Annotated in this window: 21 protein-coding genes; 5 read left to right on the top strand and 16 right to left on the bottom strand. The window is 38.3% G+C overall.

All coding sequences use genetic code 11. The features are described from left to right. Positions 1-35 precede the first annotated feature (35 nt). From MHI10_RS15720 to citZ, 4 genes are all read right to left on the bottom strand, one after another. Complete coding sequence (locus MHI10_RS15720) at positions 36-470, bottom strand: MaoC/PaaZ C-terminal domain-containing protein (protein WP_340787076.1); 435 nt, start codon at positions 468-470, stop codon at positions 36-38. A 158-nt stretch (positions 471-628) separates the two neighbouring features. Beyond that, positions 629-1,567: a malate dehydrogenase gene (mdh, locus tag MHI10_RS15725; RefSeq protein ID WP_340787079.1), complete on the bottom strand. Its 939-nt coding sequence runs from the start codon at positions 1,565-1,567 to the stop codon at positions 629-631. Positions 1,568-1,879: 312 nt separating this feature from the next. Continuing rightward, positions 1,880-3,142, bottom strand: coding sequence for an NADP-dependent isocitrate dehydrogenase (gene icd / locus MHI10_RS15730; RefSeq protein WP_340787082.1), 1,263 nt, complete (start codon positions 3,140-3,142; stop codon positions 1,880-1,882). A 77-nt stretch (positions 3,143-3,219) separates the two neighbouring features. Beyond that, entirely contained in the window at positions 3,220-4,335 is a 1,116-nt protein-coding gene (citZ, locus tag MHI10_RS15735; RefSeq protein WP_340787085.1) for a citrate synthase, read from the bottom strand. A 265-nt stretch (positions 4,336-4,600) separates the two neighbouring features. On the opposite strand from citZ, the gene MHI10_RS15740 reads away from it, so the two are divergent. Continuing rightward, entirely contained in the window at positions 4,601-5,560 is a 960-nt protein-coding gene (locus tag MHI10_RS15740) for an AI-2E family transporter (protein ID WP_340789268.1), read from the top strand. Here the strand turns inward: MHI10_RS15740 and MHI10_RS15745 are convergent. From MHI10_RS15745 to MHI10_RS15780, 8 genes are all read right to left on the bottom strand, one after another. Next, the gene (locus MHI10_RS15745) at positions 5,544-5,933 is read right to left on the bottom strand and encodes an FxsA family protein (RefSeq protein ID WP_340787087.1); all 390 of its coding nucleotides are present in this window, start codon (positions 5,931-5,933) and stop codon (positions 5,544-5,546) included. The two genes, MHI10_RS15740 and MHI10_RS15745, sit on opposite strands and share 17 nt — an antisense overlap. 130 nt (positions 5,934-6,063) lie before the next feature. After that, on the bottom strand, positions 6,064-7,824 hold the full coding sequence (gene pyk, locus MHI10_RS15750) for a pyruvate kinase (protein ID WP_340787089.1): 1,761 nt from the start codon (positions 7,822-7,824) through the stop codon (positions 6,064-6,066). Positions 7,825-7,867: 43 nt separating this feature from the next. Beyond that, on the bottom strand, positions 7,868-8,827 hold the full coding sequence (pfkA, locus tag MHI10_RS15755) for a 6-phosphofructokinase (RefSeq protein WP_340787091.1): 960 nt from the start codon (positions 8,825-8,827) through the stop codon (positions 7,868-7,870). 148 nt (positions 8,828-8,975) lie between these two features. Next, the gene (locus MHI10_RS15760) at positions 8,976-9,929 is read right to left on the bottom strand and encodes an acetyl-CoA carboxylase carboxyltransferase subunit alpha (protein WP_340787092.1); all 954 of its coding nucleotides are present in this window, start codon (positions 9,927-9,929) and stop codon (positions 8,976-8,978) included. Continuing rightward, entirely contained in the window at positions 9,922-10,794 is an 873-nt protein-coding gene (gene accD / locus MHI10_RS15765; protein WP_340787093.1) for an acetyl-CoA carboxylase, carboxyltransferase subunit beta, read from the bottom strand. Before accD ends, MHI10_RS15760 begins: the two co-directional genes overlap by 8 nt. Positions 10,795-10,827: 33 nt before the next feature. Further along, positions 10,828-11,460 carry a FadR/GntR family transcriptional regulator gene (locus MHI10_RS15770; RefSeq protein WP_340787094.1) on the bottom strand — a complete coding sequence of 211 codons (633 nt, stop codon included), beginning with the start codon at positions 11,458-11,460 and terminating at the stop codon, positions 10,828-10,830. Positions 11,461-11,797: 337 nt separating this feature from the next. Continuing rightward, positions 11,798-14,881 carry a DNA polymerase III subunit alpha gene (dnaE, locus tag MHI10_RS15775; RefSeq protein WP_340787095.1) on the bottom strand — a complete coding sequence of 1,028 codons (3,084 nt, stop codon included), beginning with the start codon at positions 14,879-14,881 and terminating at the stop codon, positions 11,798-11,800. Between the two features lie 18 nt (positions 14,882-14,899). After that, positions 14,900-15,844 carry a DHH family phosphoesterase gene (locus MHI10_RS15780; RefSeq protein ID WP_340787096.1) on the bottom strand — a complete coding sequence of 315 codons (945 nt, stop codon included), beginning with the start codon at positions 15,842-15,844 and terminating at the stop codon, positions 14,900-14,902. Between the two features lie 94 nt (positions 15,845-15,938). On the opposite strand from MHI10_RS15780, the gene MHI10_RS15785 reads away from it, so the two are divergent. Further along, positions 15,939-16,253, top strand: a complete 315-nt coding sequence (locus MHI10_RS15785; protein WP_340787097.1) for a YtpI family protein — start codon at positions 15,939-15,941, stop codon at positions 16,251-16,253. Positions 16,254-16,541: 288 nt separating this feature from the next. On the opposite strand, the gene MHI10_RS15790 is transcribed toward MHI10_RS15785, so the two are convergent. Together MHI10_RS15790 and MHI10_RS15795 are read right to left on the bottom strand one after the other, a co-directional pair. Next, the gene (locus tag MHI10_RS15790) at positions 16,542-17,849 is read right to left on the bottom strand and encodes a DRTGG domain-containing protein (protein ID WP_340787099.1); all 1,308 of its coding nucleotides are present in this window, start codon (positions 17,847-17,849) and stop codon (positions 16,542-16,544) included. Between the two features lie 399 nt (positions 17,850-18,248). Next, on the bottom strand, positions 18,249-18,932 hold the full coding sequence (locus MHI10_RS15795) for a metal-dependent hydrolase (RefSeq protein ID WP_340787101.1): 684 nt from the start codon (positions 18,930-18,932) through the stop codon (positions 18,249-18,251). A gap of 134 nt (positions 18,933-19,066) precedes the next feature. Between MHI10_RS15795 and MHI10_RS15800 the strand changes: the two genes are divergently transcribed. Then, a complete protein-coding gene (locus MHI10_RS15800) occupies positions 19,067-20,155 on the top strand; it encodes a M24 family metallopeptidase (RefSeq protein ID WP_340787103.1) in 1,089 nt (362 codons plus the stop codon). Between the two features lie 159 nt (positions 20,156-20,314). Further along, positions 20,315-21,088: a hypothetical protein gene (locus MHI10_RS15805; RefSeq protein WP_340787104.1), complete on the top strand. Its 774-nt coding sequence runs from the start codon at positions 20,315-20,317 to the stop codon at positions 21,086-21,088. Between the two features lie 49 nt (positions 21,089-21,137). Here the strand turns inward: MHI10_RS15805 and ald are convergent, their stop codons facing one another. Next, on the bottom strand, positions 21,138-22,274 hold the full coding sequence (gene ald / locus MHI10_RS15810; RefSeq protein WP_340787106.1) for an alanine dehydrogenase: 1,137 nt from the start codon (positions 22,272-22,274) through the stop codon (positions 21,138-21,140). A 314-nt stretch (positions 22,275-22,588) separates the two neighbouring features. Between ald and MHI10_RS15815 the strand changes: the two genes are divergently transcribed. Beyond that, a complete protein-coding gene (locus MHI10_RS15815; RefSeq protein ID WP_340787108.1) occupies positions 22,589-23,035 on the top strand; it encodes a universal stress protein in 447 nt (148 codons plus the stop codon). A gap of 66 nt (positions 23,036-23,101) precedes the next feature. Here the strand turns inward: MHI10_RS15815 and MHI10_RS15820 are convergent, their stop codons facing one another. Then, positions 23,102-24,031, bottom strand: a complete 930-nt coding sequence (locus MHI10_RS15820) for a class I SAM-dependent methyltransferase (RefSeq protein ID WP_340787111.1) — start codon at positions 24,029-24,031, stop codon at positions 23,102-23,104. Positions 24,032-24,058: the final 27 nt, after the last annotated feature.

Raw genomic sequence — 24,058 nt, forward strand, 5'->3', positions numbered from 1 at the left:
GATTTGAAACCCCCATCTCAAATCAATTACTTCCATTAATATGGTGGTGAAACTTTTAAAATTCCCTCAACAATCGATTGTTTTTGTGCATTATATCCTTGCACGCTAATTTCAACCCTATTTTTCGCCTCATCAATTTGTTCCAATTGTAATGTGAATTCAATCGTTTCGTAATGATAGACAGGATGTGAATAGATTAAATGTTGCTCTAAAATATTTGAACCCGGTCCTGGCATATGTTTAGAAATAGCAGAAGTAATAATACCATTTAGCATAATCGTTGGTACGATTGGTTTGCCAAACGGTGTGTCTACTGCATAATCATGCTGGATATATAATGGATTACTGTCATTTGTTAAACCTAGGTATAATAATAAATCCTTATCCTCTATCGTTTCTGTAATGTGTAACCGCTCACCAATTTCCAGTTCATCAATTTTCCTACCTACTTTTCCATTCGGTTTCAACAAATATGCGCAACCCCTTCATCTTGAGATTATCTTCATAGTATCAACTTTTTCAATAAAGTACAAATACAGGTGTAAGGAATTTTTAAAATTGTTTTATAATAGATATTCAAAACAAAGACCCAAGCAAGATTATTCTTCCTGCTTGGGTTTTTCAAAGTTTAAATTAACGCATTCATGACTTCTTTAACCGCTTCGGCTGTGTGATCTAATGCTGCTTTTTCTTCTACTGTAAGCTCTAATTCAAATATTCTTTCAATGCCATTTGCGCCTAATAATGTCGGGACACCTAAATAAATCCCTTCATAACCAAATTCGCCTTCTAAATAGGCAATTGACGGTAATACACGTTTTTGATCTTTCAGAATCGCTTCGGTCATTTCAACCATTGCAGCAGCAGGGGCATAATAAGCAGAACCATTTCCTAATAGATTTACGATTTCGCCACCACCACCACGCGTACGCTGAACAATTTCTTCTAAACGCTCCGCTGAAATGAGCGTTTCTAGTGGAATTCCACCTGCAAATGAATAACGAGTAAGCGGAACCATCGTATCACCATGACCGCCCAATACAAAGCCTGTAATGTCCTTGACCGAAATATTAAGCTCTTCTGCAATGAAAGCTCGGAAACGCGCGGTATCTAACACACCTGATTGTCCAATAACACGATTTTTTGGGAATCCCGTTTCTTTGAACACTGTATAGGTCATCGCATCAACAGGATTTGTTAATACGATAATTGTTGCATTTGGAGAGTACTTTGCGATTTGCTTAGACACTGACTTCATCACACCTTGATTGATTTGTACTAAATCATCGCGACTCATGCCTGGTTTACGCGCCACACCCGCAGTAATTAGAACAATGTCTGAATCTGCCGTATCTTCATAATTTGATGTCCCTTTTACATAAGAGTCAAAGCCTTGCACAGGTGCAGCTTCCCACATATCAAGTGCCTTACCTTTAGTTGGATTTTCTACTTCTGGAATATCTACTAAAACAACATCACCTAGCTCTTTTTGTGCTACTAAAAACGCAGCAGTCGCCCCAGTGAAGCCACCGCCAATTACAGAGATTTTTTTACGATTCAATGACATGTCCAATCCACTCCTCTTCATTTGTTTTACGATTGTTCGTATATCAATTACACCTTGGCTAACTTTAGTCCAGATTTTTTCGAGGGCCCACAGGACGTGGGTCAGTCAGACGTTGTCACACGATGTGACGTCTTTAGGCTGACTTCCCTCCCCTAAAAAATCTGTGACATCCGCCGGGGGATTAACTTAAATAACAAATAAATGCGTTTCTATCGAACAAAAAGGGAGAAACTTAAAAGTCTCTCCCTTTTCTAATTACACTATTAATAATTTGTGCACTATTTCACATGAATAGGCAAAGTCGTTTACAAATTATAGGTTTTTAATTAATTCGCTAGCAAACTCTGAACATTTTACTTCAGTAGCGCCATCCATTAAGCGTGCAAAGTCATAAGTTACAACTTTAGAAGAGATTGTTTTCTCAACTGAGTTTGTAACTAAGTCTGCAGCTTCTTGCCATCCTAAGTGCTCAAGCATTAATACGCCTGAAAGTAATACTGAAGATGGGTTAACTTTGTCTTGACCAGCATATTTTGGAGCTGTACCGTGAGTAGCTTCAAAGATCGCGTGACCAGTTACGTAGTTAATGTTAGCACCTGGAGCGATACCGATACCACCAACTTGAGCAGCTAATGCGTCTGAGATGTAGTCACCGTTTAAGTTCATAGTAGCTACTACGTCGAACTCATTTGGACGAGTTAAGATTTGTTGTAAGAAGATATCAGCAATTGAATCTTTAACTAAGATTTTACCAGCAGCTAGTGCAGCATCTTGTGCAGCGTTTGCAGCAGCTTCACCTTGTTCAGCTTTAATTGCATCGTATTGGTTCCAAGTGAAAGTTTGATCAGCAAATTCAGTTTCTGCTAATTCATAACCCCATTTTTTGAATCCACCCTCTGTGTACTTCATGATGTTACCTTTGTGTACTAAAGTAACTGTTGGTTCGTTGTGCTTGATTGCATACTCGATTGCAGCACGCACTAAACGGTGAGTACCTTCTTGAGATACTGGTTTAATACCGATACCTGAAGTTTCTGGGAAACGGATGTTTTTTGTACCGAATTCTGTTTGTAAGAAGTCGATGATTTTTTTAGCTTGGTCTGAACCAGCTTCAAACTCGATACCAGCATAGATATCTTCTGTGTTTTCACGGAAAATAACCATGTTTACATCTTCAGGACGTTTAACTGGTGAAGGAACACCGTCAAAGTGACGTACTGGACGTAAGCAAACATAAAGGTCAAGTTGTTGACGTAATGCTACGTTTAGGGAACGAATACCGCCACCGATTGGAGTTGTTAAAGGACCTTTAATTGCGATTAAATATTCATTGATTTTGTCTAAAGTTTCTTGTGGTAACCATTCACCAGTTTTGTTAAATGCTTTTTCACCAGCTAAAACTTCTAACCATTCGATTTTCTTTTCATTGTTGTAAGCTTTTGCTACAGCCGCGTCGATTACGCGAGAAGCTGCTGCCCAAATATCTGGACCGATACCGTCACCCTCGATGAAAGGGATCACTGGATTGTTTGGAACGATTAAATTACCGTTATCTACTACTATTTTGTTAGTCATTGAAAATTGCCTCCTAATAATCGTAAATCTAGGACCGGCATCCGCACAGTCCTAAACATGTTATCATACTTTTCTGATTAACGCTCGTTAATTGGAATGTATTTTTGCATACCTGGTCCAACATACTCTGCACGTGGACGGATTAAACGGTTGTTTGCATATTGCTCAAGGATATGTGCTACCCAACCTGAAGTACGAGATACTGCGAAGATTGGTGTAAATAAGTCATGCTCGATACCTAAAGAGTCATATACTGATGCTGAGAAGAAATCTACGTTAGCTGGTAATTTCTTTTGTTCTACGATCATGTCATGAATTTTAACAGACATATCATATAATTCTGGTTTACCAGTTAATTTAGTTAGTTTCTCAGACATAATGCGTAGGTGTGGCGCACGTGGGTCGCCTTTGCGGTATACGCGGTGACCGAAGCCCATGATTTTTTCTTTGTTATCCAATTTGTTTTGAACCCAAGATTCAACTTTATCAATTGAACCGATTTCAGTTAACATTTTCATAACTTGTTCATTTGCACCACCGTGTAATGGGCCTTTTAATGCGCCGATTGCAGCTGTTACACCAGAATATACATCTGATAATGTTGCTACACATACACGAGCTGTAAATGTAGAAGCATTTAATTCGTGGTCAGCATGTAATACTAACGCTTTGTCGAATGCTTCAATTGCGATTGCTTCTGGCTCTTCACCAGATAGCATATATAAGAAGTTTGCTGCATAGCCTAATTCCGGCTTCGGAGCAATTGGCTCTTTACCTTGACGAACGCGAGCAAAAGTTGTTACTACTGTAGCAATTTTCGCTTGTAAACGAATTGCTTTACGGTAGTTAGCTTCTGTTTCCATTACGTCTGCTTCCTCATCAAATGCACCTAACATTGATACTGCTGTACGTAATGCAGCCATTGGATGTACTGTATTGATTGGCATAGATTTGAATAAGTCTGTAATTGCCGCCGGGATAGACATGTTCTCAGCAAGTTGTTGTTTTAATTCAGCTAGCTCGTCCGCTTTTGGTAAACGAGTGTGCCATAATAAGTAAATAATTTCTTCAAACGTTGCATTGTTAGTAAGATCGTCAATGTTATAACCTACATAAGTAAGTGTATCATCGATGATAGAACTAATCTTAGATTCCGCTGCAACGATACCTTCTAAACCTTTAGTTGCTGACATAAAAAAATCGCTCCTTCACATGATAAATTAGTTTTGTAAGTGCTTTCTTAAAAATATAAAAGTACACTCATTTTTGTTCTGCTCAATGAACCTATAAGTAAATCGCTTACATAATTCATTATAATCAATTTTGACGGCTTTGTGAATGTATTCCCATTATTTTAGTAAAAAAAAGAAAATCTAATCGATTTAACGCTCTAAAGAGAATTTCGAGTTTCTAACGAGATATATCCGGCATAAAATAGGAGTGGATTAATTGAAAGAAATGTATAATTTTAGCGGACTTTTGAATCGGACCTGGAAATATGTCGTCCTATTGCTCTATATTTCCTTACTTTTTTTCACCTTTCCAATCGTAATAGGTATTTTCGCCGCGTACATCATCTATCCAGTCATCGCTTTTTTAAAAGGGCGATTAAAGATTCCCTTTTTCATTGCGGTCATTTTTGTTACGCTACTTTTCCTTGCATTTATAGCAACGTTATTGTTTTTATTTCTACAAAGTACACTTCAATTACTCCCTACAATACAAAACGCACTTCAGACCTTTTCAAGTCATTATATTACACATCCCTTACTGCCCTTTTTCCTTGAGAAAGTTTCTACACTTTTGAATGATGCTATGTTATTTTTTATTAGTTTTATAAAAGGTTTACTCAATTCTATTTTCGAGTTATTTATTTTCTTTATCGTTTTCTACTTTTCTATTTTTGAGAGCAAAAAAAATAGACTTTGGTTTTTCACTTACACACCAAAATCTTTTCGAAAAGAATGGTCCCATTACTTCTCGAAATCAATGGAACTCATTAGCTATTTTATTTTTGTCGAGCTCCAACTATTTACACTGACTTTTATTTTACTTTGTACAGGCTTTTATTTTTTACAATTTGATGCGCCTGTAAGCAAAGCTTTTTTAATTGCATTAGCGGATGCGCTTCCTTTTTTAGGAATCGGGATCTTTTTACTTCCACTCGCAGCCTATTATTTTTTTGTAAACAAGCTAACATTAGCGATAGCGCTCATCTTACTTTATGTATTCGTCCAAATAACAAGGCAACTAGCTGAATCAAAATTATGGTCACATACGCTACATTTACGCATGGTCCATACTTTTTTAATCAGTGCTGCCTCGATTTTACTATTCGGATTTTACGGTATCCTCTTAAGCCCGATTTTATTAATGCTTGCGGTAAAAGTGAAACAAAGTGCTATTTTTGCAAAATAACGACTTGTCCATGCTTCATCTTTTTGCGTAACCACAAGAAAATAAGCGGCTTAAATAAACTTCTTGTAATGCCTAATACAAATAATAGTCCAATAATATCTGTTAAAAAGCCTGGTAAAGCTAATAAAATTCCTCCGATAAAAATCATAAACGTTTCAATCATTGGTACACCAGGAGGCTGACCTTGTGCAACACTGTTTTGAATTGCTTGGAAAGATTTTGTACCGCGCTTTTTGGCAATTAACACGCCCACAACGGATGTCACGATAATTAATAATAATGTATATAAAACGCCGATTGCTTTACCAACAATGATAAACGTCGCAATTTCAGCAAATACTAAAACAAATAGTCCTACTAATAATTTTTTCATGCATATTCCTCCTATTGTTACTTAACTTATATACGTTTTCTCGGCAAAAAAGTTTCAAGTTATCACAACAAAAAAACATCATTTAGATAAAATAATCTAATGATGTTTTTTTGTTTATAAATTTATTTTATTATAATACGCTTGCATGACCTTTATAGATGACACCTGTTTCGGCATCCATTGTAATCTCTTGACCATGACGGATTAATGTTGTTGCTTCTTTTACACCAACAATTACTGGGATTCCTAAGCTCAGGCCGACTACTGCTGCATGGCTCGTTAACCCACCTGCTTCTGTAATAATTCCTACACAGTTTTCGATGGCAGGCATCATTTCACGGTCCGAACCAACCGTTACGATAATAACACCCTCTGTATCGTACGCTAATGCTTCTCCTGCATTTTTCGCTACAACTGCTTTTGCGACAACGGATGCTTTACCAATTCCTTGCCCGCGCGCTAATAAGTCCCCGATTACGTGAACTTTCATTAAGTTTGTTGTACCTGCTTCACCAACTGGTACGCCTGCTGTAATAACTACAACATCACCATGATTGACAAACTCATGCTTTAACGCTTCGTCAACAGATAGCTCTAAAATTTCATCCGTTGTTGATACGCGAGAAGTAACGATTGGTTTAACGCCCCAAACTAATGTTAATTTTTGAGCAGTTGTTGGCTGACTTGTAACGGCAATAACTGAAACCCCTGGGCGATATTTGGCAATCATGCGTGCCGTATTTCCGCTTTCAGTTGGCGCTAATACTGCTTTTACACCTAGGTTAATTGAAGTGAAAGCTACCGCCTGAGAAATGGCTTCTGTCATATTTGCTTGTCTTTCACGGCTACGTTGTGAAACGATTGCGCGGTAATCTAAAGAGTCTTCCGTGCGTTCTGCAATTTTATTCATCGTTGCTACTGATTCCACTGGGTATAATCCAGCTGCCGTCTCACCTGAAAGCATGATCGCATCTGTACCATCGATAATTGCATTGGCCACGTCTGAAGCTTCTGCGCGTGTTGGACGTGGGAAACGTTGCATAGAATCTAACATTTGTGTTGCTGTAATAACAGGTTTCCCTACTTGATTACATTTTTTGATTAGGTTTTTTTGTACTAACGGTACTTCCTCAGCAGGAATTTCTACACCTAAATCCCCACGCGCAACCATTAAGCCATCTGAAACTTCGATAATTGCGTCAATATTATCAACGCCTTCTTGGTTTTCGATTTTAGGAATAATTTGAATATGGCTTCCTTCATTTTGTTCCAACAATTCACGGATTTCTAAAACATCCTTAGCTGTTCGAACGAATGATGCTGCAATAAAGTCTACACCTTGCTCAATACCAAATAAAATGTCTGATGCATCTTTGTCAGTAATTCCCGGTAATTTCACTGAAACACCTGGTACATTTACACCTTTTTTATTTTTTAAAACGCCCGCATTTTCTACAATTGTATGGATTCGACCTTGTTCTGTATCCTTTGCTAAAACACGTAGTTCGATTAAGCCGTCATCTAATAAAATTCGGTCATTTTGCTCTACATCTTCAATAAGACGATCATAAGTTACAGAAAAACAAGATTCATTTCCGATTACTTCAGTCATTGAAATATCAATTACTTGTCCCGATACTAAATGAACCTCGTCATTTTCCATCGTATGCGTACGAATTTCTGGTCCTTTCGTATCTAATAAAATTCCGACAGGCTTCTTCATACGCTCCGACGCATCGCGAATCGCCGCAATTCGAACAGCATGGTCTTCATGACCCCCGTGTGAAAAATTTAATCGCGCAACATTCATACCTGCTGTAATTAATTTTTCTAACATTTCTGGTGATTCACTTGCTGGTCCAATCGTACATACAATTTTAGTTTTTCTCATCCTATGTCATCTCCGTTTGTGTAATATCAATTATGCCGGGGCATTAAATTGATAGTTCTTTTGATAATGTGTATAAACTTAAATCTGCTTGATGCTTTTGCTCAAATGCTTCTTTAAAATCATAATCAATTACATCATGACTTTTAATACCGACAGCACGTCCGCCTTTACCTTCTATTAGAAGTTCTACTGCACGCGCTCCGAATAAACCGGCTAAAACTCGGTCACGTGCGGATGGTGAACCACCACGTTGAATATGTCCTAATACAGAAGTTCGAATTTTTACCCCAGTACGTCCTTCTAATTGTTTTGCGAGCTTATGGCCTTTCATCACACCTTCAGCAACGATAATAATACTATGACGCTTTCCTCGTGAAGCCCCACGCTCTAAACGCGTCACGACATCTTCAATTTCAAAATTTTCTTCAGGGATTAAAATCGATTCTGCTCCCCCTGCGAGTCCTGCCCATAATGCGATATCTCCCGCATCACGACCCATCACTTCAATGACAAATGTATTTTCATGACTTGTTGCTGTATCACGAATTTTATCGATTGAATCTACCACTGTATTTAATGCTGTATCAAAACCTATTGTATATTCTGTCCCAGGAACGTCATTATCAATCGTCCCCGGAATTCCAACACACGGAAAACCTTTTTCGGTTAATTGCATCGCACCACGGTAAGAGCCGTCACCACCGATAACGACTAATCCTTCAATGCCTGCTTTTTTCATGCGTTCAATTGCTTTTTCCTGATAATCTCCCTCTTTAAACTCTGGGAAACGAGCAGAATATAAGATTGTACCACCACGCTGAATAATGTCTCCAACTGAGCCTATATCTAGAGGTTTATAATTTTCATTATAGAGCCCTTCATAGCCATGATAAACTCCAACGACTTCTACGCCATGATATCGTGCTTTACGAACTACAGCACGGATGGCAGCATTCATCCCTGGAGCGTCTCCCCCACTCGTTAAAACTGCTATCTTCTTCATCAAATGTTCTCCTCCTATGCTACTATTCACATTAACAGAAAAACGGTTGATATGTAACTATTCTGAGGAACAATTATTAAAAGCTTTACAAAAAAATCAATTACACGAACGTGTAATTGATTTTTCATAAGAATTGCTACTCCATCATCTATTCGGTATACTGTCCAATATTTTTATATTTAACATAACGTTCTTCAATTAATTGCTCTACGGATAGTTGATTTAAATGAGCTAACGTGTCTTCGATGCATTCCTTCATCGCGCTTGCTTGTTGATCAATATTTTTATGTGCGCCTCCTGCAACTTCAGGGATGATGCCATCGATTACACCCAATCGTTTTAAATCAGGAGCAGTAACTTTCATTGCTTCCGCAGCTTGTTTTGCATAGCTTGCATCTTTCCATAAAATCGATGCCGCTCCTTCAGGTGAAATGACTGAATACGTTGAATTTTCAAGCATAAAAATTTTATTTGCTACCCCAAGTGCTAATGCGCCGCCACTTCCACCTTCACCAATGACAATACTAATAATCGGTACTTTAAAGCCTGCCATTTCAAATAAATTACGCGCAATCGCTTCACTTTGACCACGCTCTTCTGCAGCTTTTCCTGGGTAAGCGCCTTTCGTATCGATAAAGCAAATAATTGGGCGCTTAAACTTTTCAGCTTGCTGCATTAATCGTAGTGCTTTTCGATACCCTTCAGGATGGGGCATGCCGAAATTACGACGAATATTTTCCTTCGTTGTTTTTCCTCGCTGATGTCCAATAATCGTAATCGGTTGTCCATTAAATGACGCGATTCCACCAACAATTGCCTCGTCATCCTTAAAACTACGATCGCCATGTAATTCAATAAAATCCTCAAAAATTCGTTCAATATAATCAAGCGTTGTTGGTCGCTGCGGATGACGAGCGACTTGAACGCGATTCCATGGTTCCATATTGGCATACAGACTTTGCTCTAATTGTGACAAGCGCGTTTCTAGCTTTTCAATCTCACCGCTCATGTCGACATCTGCTTCTACTGCGATGGTCTTTAACTCATCAATTTTTTCACGTAGCTTTACAACGGGTTCTTCAAACGCCATTAATTTAGACATGAGACACGCCTCCTTGTACATGTAATTTCACAATCGTTGCAATTTTATCACGCATATCTAAACGGCTAATAATAGCATCTAATTGGCCATGGTCGAGTAAAAACTCCGCCGTTTGGAAATCTTCTGGTAACTTCTCACGTACAGTTTGCTCAATTACACGTCTTCCCGCAAAGCCAATTAAACTTTGTGGTTCCGCAATATTTAAATCCCCAATCGACGCAAAACTAGCAGATACACCACCCGTCGTTGGATGTGTCATAATCGAAATATATAATAACCCCTCTTCACTATGGCGTTTCAATGCAACACTTGTTTTAGCCATTTGCATTAATGACAGTACGCCTTCTTGCATTCGCGCACCACCGCTCGCCGTAAAAATAATGAAAGGAATACGTAATTCTGTCGCTTTTTCAACCGCTCGCGTTATTTTTTCGCCAACAACCGAACCCATTGAGCCCATACGGAAATGAGAGTCCATCACAGCGATAGCAACCGGATTTCCCTTTAATGTGCCTACCCCTGTTAAAACTGCTTCATTTAACCCTGTTTTTGCCATATCAGCGTTTACTTTCTCAACATAGGCTGGGAAATTTAACGGATTGGTTGTTTGTAAATGGTCATCCATTGAAGTAAAAGAATCTTTATCTAAAAAGCAGTTAATTCGTTCGTGCGCTGTCATATTAAAGTGATGTGTACATTTCGGACATACCTTAATATTCTTTTCAATTTCCTTTGTTACATGAATCGTTTTACACTTCGGACATTTTGTTACGATACCTTCTGGAAAGTGCTTCTCGTCCGATTTTTTAATTAAACTTGCTGCATTCTTCTTACGGTTAATCGAAAATAAATCACGAATTGCCATGAGAATCCCCCTTTGTTATCACTGCTAATATTATTACTTCATTGCTTTTATCCATTTTTCATAAGCTTCCATCGCCTCGGGTAAATAGCCCATTTGCATTGAAGCAAGCATAATTTGTAAGTGTGGTTTTTCTTCATTTGTCACATCATTCACTAATGCACTATTACTATATGCCGATAATTGTAGCCATATTTTAAACGCTAGCCTATTTTCCGTTACGATCATACATTCACGCAATATCGCTTCACGTTGCAACGGTTGCTCTAATTCAACTTTTACAAAAATACTTTCCCAAACTGGGAGTTTCCTCAATGATTCCGATTGGCAAATAATTTTGATTGCTTCTTTTTCATGCATTTCACGTGTTGCATGTACATCAGCAACAGAGCTTGCATCTTGTAAAATAAATGATCCGACAATTTCTACTAAATGATGTTGCTTCATACTTGTCAAATAAGTACCATCACCATGCCTTGTTTCAATTAATCCAAGTAGTTCCAGACTTCGCAAAGCTTCTCTTACAGAAGACCTCCCTACATTTAACTGTTCGCTCAATACTCTTTCGGAAGGTAATTTTTCTCCTTCTTGAATATTTTGCACAGCAATTAAATCGCGTAGCTGCTTCACAATTTGGAGAAACATTTTTTTCGTAGGCTTTTGCTCCACTTTTTTTCACCTCTTCATTATCAACTACACCTTGGCGTTCTTTGTCAGAGTCCCACTAATTCAATAAGCGTTTGAAAAATACAAACAGGGCATTACTCTCACCACTAATCAAAAGGTGAGCTTTCTACTGACTGAAGGTAAAAGTGGTCTGACCATTTTCTTACCATAGAATACAAAATGTTTTTAGAAATGTAAAGTAAAAAATAGTTTGGGCTCCTATTATATATAAGAATTATTCAACTTTTATAACTAATAAACTTACTTTTTCTACAATATTTTTCACAATAAGAAAAGAGGTCGTTCTATTTTTAATACATAGAACAACCTCTTTTACTATTTATATTATAATAATTTGTTTCACTTTCACTTGCTGTTTATTAAATCGTTGTTCGAAAAAACCTTCAATCGCTACAAATGTTCCTTCGACTAACTTTCCAGCAACGAGCTCATATTCTTTTGGGAATAATGTTAATGACACGCTACCGAACTCATCTTCCATTTGAACGAAAGCCATCATCTCCCCTTTTTTTGTACGCAACTGACGGATTTCATTTACAAAGCCAATCATTTTTACATACGTATTATCTTTTAACGAAGCTAATATTTGCACCGTTGTCGTCGCTTGCGGATATTGCGGACGAATTTTGACAAGTGGATGATCTGATAAATACAAACCAAGTACTTCTTTTTCAAATTGTAATATTATTTTCTCTGAAAGTGGTGGTACTTCATTATGTTTAGGCTTTCCAAATACAAACATTGAATTGGCGAATAACGATGCTGCCTCATTTGGGCGCACGAGTTCTGCTTGTTTTTGCGCACCATCCACTGTCGCTAATAATGTCGCTCGCTCCTTTCCAAATTCATCTAACGCACCTGCTTTAATTAAAGGCTCCATTACTTTCCTTGAAAAATGAGCGGCACTTAATGAAATTGCCAAATCAAAAATATCTTGAAATGCCTGCTCTTTGTCCTCTCGTATCGCCATTAATTTTTGTAAAAATGGTTGCGGAACTCCTTTGATCGCCGAAAGACTAAAACGGATTTTCCCGCTTTCCACTTTAAAATGGCGCACGCTACGATTAATTGATGGTGGCAAAAATTCAATGCCACGCGACTTTGCTTCAGCCATAATTTGAGCTAATTTGTCAGCATTTCCTGTAGCATTTGTTAATAACGCCGCATAAAAGTTTACAGGGAAATTCGCTTTTAAATACGCCATTTGATAAGAAATAATACTGTACGCCACAGCATGGCTTTTCGGAAAACCATAGTCTGCAAAACGAACAATTAATGCATATACTTCATCTGCCACTTGCTCGGTAAATCCTTGGTTGCGGGCTCCTTGTACAAAAGCATTTCGCTGCTGCTCGAGCACTTCTCGTTTTTTCTTACTCACTGCGCGGCGCAATAAATCTGCTTCACCGATTGTAAAACCTGCCATCACGTTGGCGATGCGCATAATTTGCTCTTGGTATATAATGACCCCGTAAGTTTCACGTAAAATTGGCTCGAGTGCGGGATGAGGCATGAGCACTTGCTCTTGACCATGCTTCCGACGTGCATAATTCGAGATGAATTCCATAGGACCTGGTCGATACAAAGCATTGACAGCCACGATATCTAAAAAATGAGTCGGCTGAATTTCGCGCAACGCATTTTTCATGCCATCTGATTCTAACTGGAATATTCCCGCTGTATCTCCATGCTGTAATAATGTAAAAGTTGCCGCATCCGCCAACGGAATATTATTTAATTCTAGTTGTATTTGATGTGAAAATTGAATCGAACGTCGAATTTGTTCAATAATCGTTAAATTTCGTAAGCCTAAAAAGTCAATTTTTAATAAGCCCGTTTGCTCCACTTCATTCATTGGCCATTGCGTTAAATAAATGCCTTCATGTCCTTCTTCTATCGGTACAACGTCGACTAATGGCACTGGACTTAACACAACACCTGCTGCATGCGTTGAGGAATTTCGTGGTAAACCTTCTAGGCGACATGCCGCTTCATACCACTTTTGGTGGACCGGCTCAGCCATGATCCACTGTCTTAGCTTCTCGGACCCCGCATATGCCTCATTTAACGTAATACCTGGTTTATTCGGTATCATTCTAGAAATCATTTCAAGCGTCTCACTATCGAAATTAAACATCCGCGCAACATCCCTAGCTACGGCTTTTGCAGACAGCGTACCGAACGTAATAATTTGTGCGACATATTGCTTTCCGTATTTCCCTACAACATATTGAATGACTTCATGGCGACGTGTATCGAGAAAATCGATATCAATATCGGGTAAGGAGACGCGCTCAGGATTTAAAAACCGTTCGAATAATAAATCATATTGGAGCGGGTCCACTTGCGTAATTCGTAGTGCATAAGCAATAAGTGATGATGACGAAGATCCACGTCCAGGCCCTGTTAGTATTTGCTGCTCTCTCGCAAAACGCATAAAATCTGCTACGATTAAAAAATAATCACAATAGCCCATCGTTTGAATGACTTGCAGCTCATAATGCATACGCTTCTCGTACTGTTCCGGAAGTTGTTCGGCATGTAGACGCTCTTGCAGTCCTCTTTTCACTTCATCATATAATAATTGCTCTGCCGTTTGATCTGGTCCCACAGGAAATTTCGGCATATGCACAGTATTACTTTCCACCGTTACACGACAGCTTAGTAATAGGTTCCTCGTTGCATGAAGCCACTCTGATTTATCCGCAAAACGCTGCTCCCACTCACTTTTTGATAACACATAGCTTTCATTTTGTTCGTTATTTTGCGTCGATTCACTCAGTTTTTGACCCGTATCAATTGCTTGTGCGACTTCAAATGCAAAAGAATCTTCACGCTTTAAAAACAAACTTTCATGTGTCGCAAGTATTGTTGCACCCATTTTTTCCGCCCATTGTAATGCAAATGGCTCATCTTCGGAAATTCCATTTGCTCTCGAGATGGCAACAAAAAAGTCGTCCGCAAATTGTTCTTTTAACTTTTGAGCCGTGGAATAATGTGTATCACGAGTCCAATTTGCTTGCTGTTCGAGTACCGGTACAACGAGAGCAAGTCCTTTTCCGTAGGCAACTAACCACCTTAAAGGCAACGTATTTTGAGGACGGATTGCAATGCTGCTTGAAATTTTCAATAAATTTTTATAACCTGCATCATTTTTTGCATAGAGGACTAACGGTAATAACTGATTTTCCGCCACTTCAATTTGAAGCGTTAAACCTATGACAGGATGAATCCCAGCTTTTTTCATTTGATGCCAAAAAGGCAAAAGCCCGTACAATTTCGTATTCACGATTGCACATGCTTCTGCCTCTTGGTGTTGTAAAAAAGGGATGAGCTCTTCGATACGAATCGTACTTTTCAATAAATCTGCACTTGTCCGTATTTGTGGATAACCAATTGACACTATTCATCCCTCCTCACTTTATGAATGATTTTTACAAATTCCTTTTAACTCTTCAATCACTTGGTACGCTTCTTCCCAAGAATAAGCTGTGGCACCCGATGCTAATGGATGTCCACCACCTTTATATTTTTTCGCTAACGTATTAATAACCGGTCCTTTTGAACGTAATCGCACACGAATTGTATCATTTTCTTCAATAAAGATAACCCATGCACAAATGCCTTTTACATTACCTAAAGAACCTACTAATAATGACGTTTCAGAAGGGGTAACATCAAATTCTTTTAAAACTTCTTTTGTAATTTTAATATGGGCCGCGCCATGTTCATCCATTGTAAAGTTTTGATACATATACCCTTGTAAATGCAGTAATTTACGATCCATTTCGTACATCGCATCAAATAATTCACTTCGGTTGAAATTATACGAAACGAGATGACCTGCTGCTTCGAATGTTTTTTCACTTGCGCTTGGGAATAAAAAGCGCCCCGTATCTCCTACAATTCCTGCGAATAGTAAACGTGCTGCCTCATCTGACATCGTCCAATTGGCATGACTTTTCGCTTCCTCATACAATTCATAAATCATCTCACTACAAGAACTTGCATTCGTATCTACCCAAAGCAAGTCTCCGTAAGCATCGTCATTTGGATGGTGATCAATTTTAATAACAAATGCGCCCGTTTTATAGCGCTGATCATCGATACGCTCCGTATTAGCAGTATCTGTTACTAAAACTAGCGCCCCATTAAATGTTTCGTCTTGGACTTGCTGTGGCTGCGCTAAAAATGTAAGCGACTCCTCATGCTCTCCAACGGTATAAACTTTTTTATTTGGATAATTTACTCGAATAAGCTCTGCTAAGCCAAACTGTGACCCATATGCATCTGGATCTGGACGTACATGGCGATGTACAATAATTGTTTCGTATTGCTGAATTGTGTCGATGATTTGTCGTTTCACAAGTGTTTCCCCCTAATAGTCAGTGAATTCCAGTCGCAATTTTGCTAAAAAATCGGTACAATACTTATTAGCTATGCTACTTGGGAGGTTCACTATGATTTATTTAAACTTTATTTTTGTCGCAGCTATTGTTATTTCATTCGTTTTTTACTTTTATTTTAAAACGAAACAATTCCGCGCTACTTTACCAATTCGCAAAAAGTGGTATACAGCAAAAGCTGGTGTTGCATTAGGTATATTTCTTATTTTCTTTAGTTGTAATGCCATCATTCTTTACCCTGATGTAATCGGCTTTATTGTAGCGGCTATTTTTGCCGTTATTGGTATTGGACTTAGTGTGAATAACTTTAAACGTATGCGTCACGAAGGTAAATATGTACTTGAAGAATACGAACTGAATAAATTCTGACTTGATCCAGCTGTATTCCTCCACTTCTATAAGTGGGGGATGAATGCCAAAATGTGCAATTCTATTCCGTTGGGATTCAAACCCCAGCTGCATTGGGGAACAAAGGCTAAACCCGTCACGTCCTGTGACAACGCCTTTGTGATCAACTTCGTGTTGACCTAAGCCCCGGCGGATGTCACAGATTTTTAAGGGAAGTTTTTCGAGCTAGCTCGAAAAAATCTGGACGCAATTACGCCGAGGCGTAATTGATTAAAGGGGCGTCCTATTTTGAGGGTTGCCCCTTTTTCATTATCTCTCTAATAACTGGAACATCATTAATGCTTTTCCTACTAAAAGCGAGCCATTAAATACTTCAAAGTCCATTTTTACAAACTTACGACTCATATCTAAAATTTGTGGGCGAACAGTTAATATGCTCTCCATTTGCACTGGCTTAATGAAATAAATGGTCATATTTTCTGCCACGGCATCCCCACGTTTACGGCGTTTTAATGCAAATGAGCCTACTTCAGCTAGCAATGTTGTAAAAGCACCGTAAGAAATCGCCCCAAACTGGTTGGTCATTTGCGGTGTCACTTTAAACTCCACTACTAGATCCTCATCACCTAACACACGCATCTCATTTTTCACTAAATCATCAATTGTTTCACCATGATGCGGTTGACGTTGTGCTAATTGCAGCGCTTTCAAAACATCTTGACGGGTAATAACACCTTGCAATAAACCATCTTCATTAATAATCGGAAGTAAATCAATACCCTCCCAAATCATGCGATGCCCTGCAGTTGCAACACTTGTTTTCATCGAAGCAGCAATTGGATTTTTCGTCATGACTTTATCAATCGCTTCCGATTCATCACGTCCGATGACATCTTTACTTGTAATCATTCCGACTAGCTTATTTTGAGCAGTGACAACCGGGAACGCCCCATGTGTTGTACGCATATTTTGTTTATGATAATCCGCAATTAAATGCGTATTACGTAGCACCGCTGTATCTTCCATCGGAACATAAATATCTTCAATTAACAAAATATCCTTTTTAATTAATTGGTCATAAATGGCACGGTTAATCATTGTTGCCACCGTAAATGTATCATAGCTCGTTGAGATGATCGGTAAATCCAATTCATCTGCAAGTAATTTATTCTCATCGGTTGTATCAAAGCCACCTGTTATTAATACAGCTGCGCCCGTTTTCAATGCGTATTCATGTGCTTGTGTACGGTTTCCAACAATAAGTAAACTACCTGCATCAGTGTAGCGCATCATATCATCGAGTTTCATAGCACCAATGACGAACTTTGTTAATGTTTTGTGTAAACCTGTTTTGCCACCTAATACTTGTCCATCTATAATATTGACGATTTCTGCAAATGTTAGGCGTTCAATATTTTCTTTCTTTTTCTTCTCAATACGAATTGTACCTACTCGTTCAATCGAGCTTACTAAACGGCGATTTTCGGCTTCCTTGATCGCACGGTAAGCTGTCCCTTCACTTACTTGCATTTCCTTTGCAATTTGGCGTACTGAAATTTTATCGCCAACTGGTAATGATTCGATATATTGTAGTATTTTTTCGTGTTTTGTTGACAATATTATCACCTATTTCCCCATCATTCGTTCTTTCCCTAGTGTACCATATTTGACTAATCAATTACGCCCTTGCGTAATTGTGTCCGGATTTTTTTTCGAGCACGCTCGAAAAGCTCCTCTAAAAAATCTGTGACATCCGCCGGGGCTTGGGCCAACACGATGTTGGTCACAAAGGCGTTGTGGGTTTAGCCTTTCTTCCTAAGTGCAGCCAAGGTTTGAACACCCACAAAAATAGAATTGCCTATTTGGCATCTATCCCACTTATTGAAGTAAGGGACTTTTGCTAAATCAAGTTACATTTATACAATTTTAACTATTGGTCATACGTATGATGATGCTCATTTGATATTATTGTACACATAAAAAAAAGTAGCCGTTTTCGCTACTTTTTTCTATCAACTATTCAAAGTTTACTTCTTCACCAACTTTTAAAACTTGAACGTCTGCATCTTCTACTAATTTTGCAAAATCATTTGGATCTTGAACAATTGGTGGGAATGTATTGTAATGAATTGGTACAACGATTTTCGGCTTTAATAACGACACTGCATATGCCGCATCCTCAGGTCCCATCGTAAAGTTATCCCCAATTGGTAAAAATGCTACGTCGATTGGATGACGTTTGCCAATCAGCTCCATATCCCCAAATAACGCCGTGTCTCCTGCATGATAGATCGTAATATCCTCCGCCGTAAATAAAATCCCTCCAGGCATACCCGTATAAATCATTTCATTGTTTTCGGTTACATAAGATGACCCATGAAAAGCTTGCGTATATTTCACCTTACCAAAATCAAATACATGCGCACCGCCAATATGCATATTGTGTACACGACACCCTTGCCAACCTAAATAATTCGCTAATTCATTCGGTGCTACAACAAGTGCATCATTTTTCTTCGCAAGTTCCACCGTATCCCCAACATGATCATTATGCCCATGTGTTAATAAAATAACATCGGGATTCTCCTTTTCAACTTGTAAATCTGTTTGACCATTCCCATTAATAAATGGATCAATTAAGATCGTTTGTTTATTCGTTTGTATTTTTACAACTGAATGTCCATGAAATGAAATTCGCATAAAAACCCCTCCTATTCTAGCCATTATATCTTTAATTCGAGGAATATGCAGAAATCCCTTTTTTTGATATGCTATTCTATGTCAGAACTTTCACTATACTGCATAGTTCAATTAAAAAGAAGGGGGTTTTGCATATGTCAAAACTACAACAATTACAAAATTATCTGTTTGAAAACAATTTAGAAGCTGCCTTCATTACAACACCGGACAATGTTTTTTATTTTTCGGGTTTCAAAAGCAATCCACATGAACGTTTATTAGGAATTATGGTATTTAAACAGGAGCAACCTTTTTTAATCTGTCCGAAGATGGAAGTGCCTGATGCGAAAGCTGCGGGCTGGGCATATGATGTCGTCGGTCATGAAGATACGGAAATCGCTTGGGATGTATTAGCGAAAACAGTTGCTTCAAAAAATGTTCAGCTATCTTCACTTGCCATTGAAAAAGCACATCTTACGGTTGAACGTTTAGAAGCGTTACAAGAGCGTTATCCAGCAGCTCAATTTGCGGGTATTGATACAAAAGTTAATGCAATGCGTATCCAAAAGGATGAAGATGAATTGGCAAAACTGCGTAAAGCTGCAGAACTGGCGGACTACGCTATTCAAGTCGGCTGTGATGCGATTGCTGAAGGCAAAACGGAAATGGACATTTTAAATACGATTGAATCTGCTATTAAAGCAAAAGGGTATTCGATGAGTTTCGATACAATGGTGCTCGCAGGTGAAAAAGCAGCTTCTCCACATGGGACACCTGGAGATCGAAAAGTTCAAAAAGGGGACTTTATTTTATTTGATTTAGGCGTTGTTTATGAAGGGTATTGCTCTGATATTACGCGTACTGTGGCGTTCGGTCAGCCGAATGAAGAACAAGTAAAAATTTATAATGCTGTTCGCAAAGCAAATGAAGATGCGATTGCTGCTGTAAAACCAGGTGTAATTGCGATGGATTTAGATAAAATTGCGCGTAATGTCATTACAGAAGCAGGCTACGGACAATATTTCACGCACCGTCTTGGACATGGACTTGGCATCTCGGTTCATGAATTCCCGTCCATTACAGGGACAAACGAAATGGTTTTAAATCCGGGTACTGTATTTACAATTGAACCAGGAATTTATAAAACGGACGTTGCGGGCGTTCGCATCGAGGATGATGTGGTCGTTACAGCGGATGGCGTAGAAATTTTAACGAAATTCACAAAAGATTTAGTCATTTTATAAAATATAGTTTCATATAATTGTAAAAAGCCGTTTTGATAGATTTCAAAACGGCTTTTTCTATTAAAACTTTATTAACTTCATAAAAGGAAACCTATTTCCTTTACATTCTTTCCCTTGTTTTAATAGGCAAAATAACAGAAGTAAGAAAGGGAGTGCGCCATGAAAAAAATAGTTAAAATTACGTTCATTTCATTCGTCTTAATCGTATCGCCTCTTAGTTCTCCTAAATCCGCTTTCATTCAGGCTGCATCTGTGTACGATTTTCAAATTAAAAATGATCTATTCTTTCATGGTGCGTCTCCAATGCATACTGAAAAAATAGCACTATTTCAAAATCACCTAATAGGAATTGTTCATGCAGTAAAAAACAAATGGGCTTCGGTAGAGTATCAAGCGAGACTTAACACGATGTATGGATTAACTCAGACGAACAAATCGACCGAAATAAATACAATAACTTCCACACAAATAATATCCAGCCTCCTACCTAAAACAGATCAAAGCTACACATACGAACCGTCTTTTCAAGGACCGGAAAAAACGACGTATATCGCTACAAAAAATCCCTACTTCGACAATGCTGTCAATTTATTAGAAGATGAATACACAGGCTATACGTATATTGAATCCCCTAAAAGCTTTACAATGGGCGATGCCAATTCAGATGTTTTCTATTTTTCATTAGATTTACCAATGAACGCAACGTCAACTATTCGCGACATGGATTATGAAGTAGAAAAAAGTGAGTATACTGAAGTGGTGGTGGTTAGTACTACCGAAATCGTCCATACAAAAGCCGGCATGTTCAATAATGTAGTTGTGTTAAACTATCCAAACGGCTCAACATTATTTATTGCAAAGGGTTATGGCATTATTAAAATAACGGATTATGAGGGCAATACTTCAACAGAGCTTATTGCGGTGGAAAATTAATTACTCATAGGAAAAGCTGACGAACCTTGAATTCGTCAGCTTCTTATTATTAATTCGTTAAACCAGATGAAACACCTAATAGATCATCTACTGAAACACATGGTACACCTTGTGCATTGGCCACTGCCTCATACACTACATGACCTTCTAATGTATTCAGACCTAGTTTTAAAGCTGGGTTGTCTAAACATGCTTTCACATAGCCTTTGTTAGCAATTTGTAATGCATATGGAACGGTATTATTTGTTAATGCAACCGTTGACGTACGTGGAACTGCACCTGGCATATTTGCAACTGTATAATGTACGACACCATGCTTCACGAATGTTGGTTTGTCATGTGTTGTTACTTTTTCAGATGTTTCGAAGCAGCCTCCTTGATCAATGGCAATATCTACAACAACTGAACCAGGTGACATCGAACGAATCATGTCCTCTGTCACAAGCTTTGGTGCCTTTGCTCCTGGAATTAATACAGACCCTACAACTAAATCGGCTTCTTTCACAGCCTGTGCAATATTATACGGGTTTGAAATTAATGTTTGTGCATTTCGTCCAAAGATGTCCTCTAACTGACGTAATCGCTCAGGGCTTAAATCAATAATTGTCACGTCTGCTCCCATGCCAACAGCAATTTTAGCTGCGTTCGTACCAGCAATTCCTCCCCCAATCACCGTTACTTTTCCACGCTGAACGCCTGATACACCACCTAATAAAATCCCTTTTCCACCTGGTAGCTTTTCTAAATATTGTGCACCGATTTGCGTTGCCATTTTACCTGCAACTTCACTCATCGGCGTTAATAATGGTAATGAACGGTTCGGCAATTGTACCGTTTCATATGCAATGCCTACTACTTTTTTGTCGTTCAATGCTTTTGTTAATGCTAGCTCGGTTGCTAAGTGTAAATACGTAAATAAAATTAACCCTTCGCGGAAATAGCCATACTCACTTTCAACCGGTTCCTTCACTTTTAAAACCATTTCGGCAGACCAAGCCTCTTCTGCACTATCAACGATTTTTGCCCCCGCTAAAAGATAATCTGCATCAGTAAACGCAGAACCTAAACCTGCTCCTTTTTCTATTACCACTTCATGTCCAGACGTTACAAGTGATAAAACACCAGCTGGCGTCATTGCCACTCGATTTTCATTATTTTTAATTTCTTTCGGTACCCCTATTTTCATCGCTTATTCCTCCCCAAGAACAATTAGTGAATCAAATCTATTCTACCAATTTTATGAAAAAAATAGTAGTTAAATTTATTGAATTTACAATAAATTATAAATTATTAGATTTATGAAATTTTCTAATTTATTTTTTCTTATCGACACGTTTTTATGCTTTCTAGTAAGTATGAACTTGCTCCTTCCATTTAAGAATATTGTTTGACTTTTATTATACAAATAGGAGGAATATTTACATTTTTTCAACGATAGCTATTTCCAACTGTAAAACATTTGGTATAATACACATATAGACAATTAAGGAGGAAATGAAAATGGCTAATCATTATAAAAGTATTGTAGTTGCAGTAGACGGTTCTAAAGAAGCAGAATATGCATTCCGTAAATCAATTGACGTTGCAAAACGTAATGAAGGTGCAACAATCAATCTTGTAAATGTTATTGACACACGTTCATTCGCTGCAATTGAAGCATATGACCGCACAATCGCTGAGCGCGCACAAGAGCACTCAGAAGAATTACTAAACGGTTACAAAAAGCAAGCTGAAGAAGCTGGCGTTGCAAACGTTAACTTAGTAATCGAGTACGGTTCTCCAAAAAACATCATCACAAAAGAGCTTTCTAAAGTAGTAGAAGCAGATTTAATTATTTGTGGTGCAACAGGTTTAAATGCTGTTGAGCGTTTCTTAATCGGCTCTGTTTCAGAAGCGATTGTACGTTCTGCACACTGTGATGTATTAGTTATTCGTACACCAGAGTGATGATCATTTCCAATTAAAAGAGCCGCTGAAAGTCATTTTCCAATGACCTTTCAGCGGCTTTTTCGATTATTTTCCTTCTTTCCACATACGCACTTTTTCAAAGAACATGGCAAGTGCCTGTTTATTCGACATATTCGGCACCTTTGCAAGTAATACTTCGCGTGGTGCTTTTAGTGAAGAACTTTGTTTTTGTAAAATTAAAATGCTTTTCTCATGAGCACGTGAAGAGAATAGGTTTTCAGGCAATTGAATAACAGCCTGGATCCAAGCATGCCCTTTAATAAATTTGTGCAATTGCTTCGCTTGCTCCGACTCAAATAAGTTTGTAGGAATTAAGAAGAACGCATAGCCGCCCTCTTTTGTATGGTTCAACGATTGCTCAATGAACAAATGATGCGCATAGCTCATACCTTCCGTTGCGCATAGCTCATAATCTAACGCAACCTCTTCATTCGGATAATACCCTACAGGTAAATCGCAAATAACCGCATCGGCTGGATCTACTAATAATTTTTCTAATGAATCTTGGCGGAATAATGTGACAGGTTGCTCAACTAAATCTCCTGTTGCCGCTGCTAAACGAATAAGTAACTCATCAACCTCTACACCTGTTGCTTGAATTTTACCTTCCATTGCATTCATTACTGTATACAATAAATTACCTGTTCCTAATGCCGGATCTAAAACGGTTATCGGACCATTTTTTAATTCTTCTTCAAAGCACTGTTCAACAAAATGACTTACGAGTAACCCAAGTGTATCAGGTGTCATTTGATGATTAGGCTGTGCACTTTTACGCATTCCTTTTAAAATGGCAATTTGAATTGCTTTTCGCATATCTTCGTTCGTCGCACCTTCGACTTGCCAATCAAATTTGCCATCTAATGTATCCTCTAATGTTTGTAAAAGGGCATCTAAATACTCTATATCTTGCTCTTTCACAATTTCATCTGCATGCCCATTTAAAAATCCAAAAATTTGTTCAAATTTATCCATCATTCTTGCTCCTTCTAAAAAACGTCT

It is taken from the genome of Solibacillus sp. FSL K6-1523, assembly GCF_038005225.1.
In the GTDB taxonomy this organism is placed as follows: domain Bacteria; phylum Bacillota; class Bacilli; order Bacillales_A; family Planococcaceae; genus Solibacillus.

Bases quoted from the DNA above. Each gene is read 5' to 3' on its own strand.
- mdh (WP_340787079.1), bottom strand. From the start codon at position 1,567: ATGTCATTGAATCGTAAAAAAATCTCTGTAATTGGCGGTGGCTTCACT.
- icd (WP_340787082.1), bottom strand. From the start codon at position 3,142: ATGACTAACAAAATAGTAGTAGATAACGGTAATTTAATCGTTCCAAAC.
- citZ (WP_340787085.1), bottom strand. From the start codon at position 4,335: ATGTCAGCAACTAAAGGTTTAGAAGGTATCGTTGCAGCGGAATCTAAG.
- MHI10_RS15740 (WP_340789268.1), top strand. From the start codon at position 4,601: ATGTATAATTTTAGCGGACTTTTGAATCGGACCTGGAAATATGTCGTC.
- MHI10_RS15745 (WP_340787087.1), bottom strand. From the start codon at position 5,933: ATGAAAAAATTATTAGTAGGACTATTTGTTTTAGTATTTGCTGAAATT.
- pyk (WP_340787089.1), bottom strand. From the start codon at position 7,824: ATGAGAAAAACTAAAATTGTATGTACGATTGGACCAGCAAGTGAATCA.
- pfkA (WP_340787091.1), bottom strand. From the start codon at position 8,827: ATGAAGAAGATAGCAGTTTTAACGAGTGGGGGAGACGCTCCAGGGATG.
- MHI10_RS15760 (WP_340787092.1), bottom strand. From the start codon at position 9,929: ATGTCTAAATTAATGGCGTTTGAAGAACCCGTTGTAAAGCTACGTGAA.
- accD (WP_340787093.1), bottom strand. From the start codon at position 10,794: ATGGCAATTCGTGATTTATTTTCGATTAACCGTAAGAAGAATGCAGCA.
- MHI10_RS15785 (WP_340787097.1), top strand. From the start codon at position 15,939: ATGATTTATTTAAACTTTATTTTTGTCGCAGCTATTGTTATTTCATTC.
- MHI10_RS15795 (WP_340787101.1), bottom strand. From the start codon at position 18,932: ATGCGAATTTCATTTCATGGACATTCAGTTGTAAAAATACAAACGAAT.
- MHI10_RS15800 (WP_340787103.1), top strand. From the start codon at position 19,067: ATGTCAAAACTACAACAATTACAAAATTATCTGTTTGAAAACAATTTA.
- MHI10_RS15805 (WP_340787104.1), top strand. From the start codon at position 20,315: ATGAAAAAAATAGTTAAAATTACGTTCATTTCATTCGTCTTAATCGTA.
- ald (WP_340787106.1), bottom strand. From the start codon at position 22,274: ATGAAAATAGGGGTACCGAAAGAAATTAAAAATAATGAAAATCGAGTG.
- MHI10_RS15815 (WP_340787108.1), top strand. From the start codon at position 22,589: ATGGCTAATCATTATAAAAGTATTGTAGTTGCAGTAGACGGTTCTAAA.
- MHI10_RS15820 (WP_340787111.1), bottom strand. From the start codon at position 24,031: ATGGATAAATTTGAACAAATTTTTGGATTTTTAAATGGGCATGCAGAT.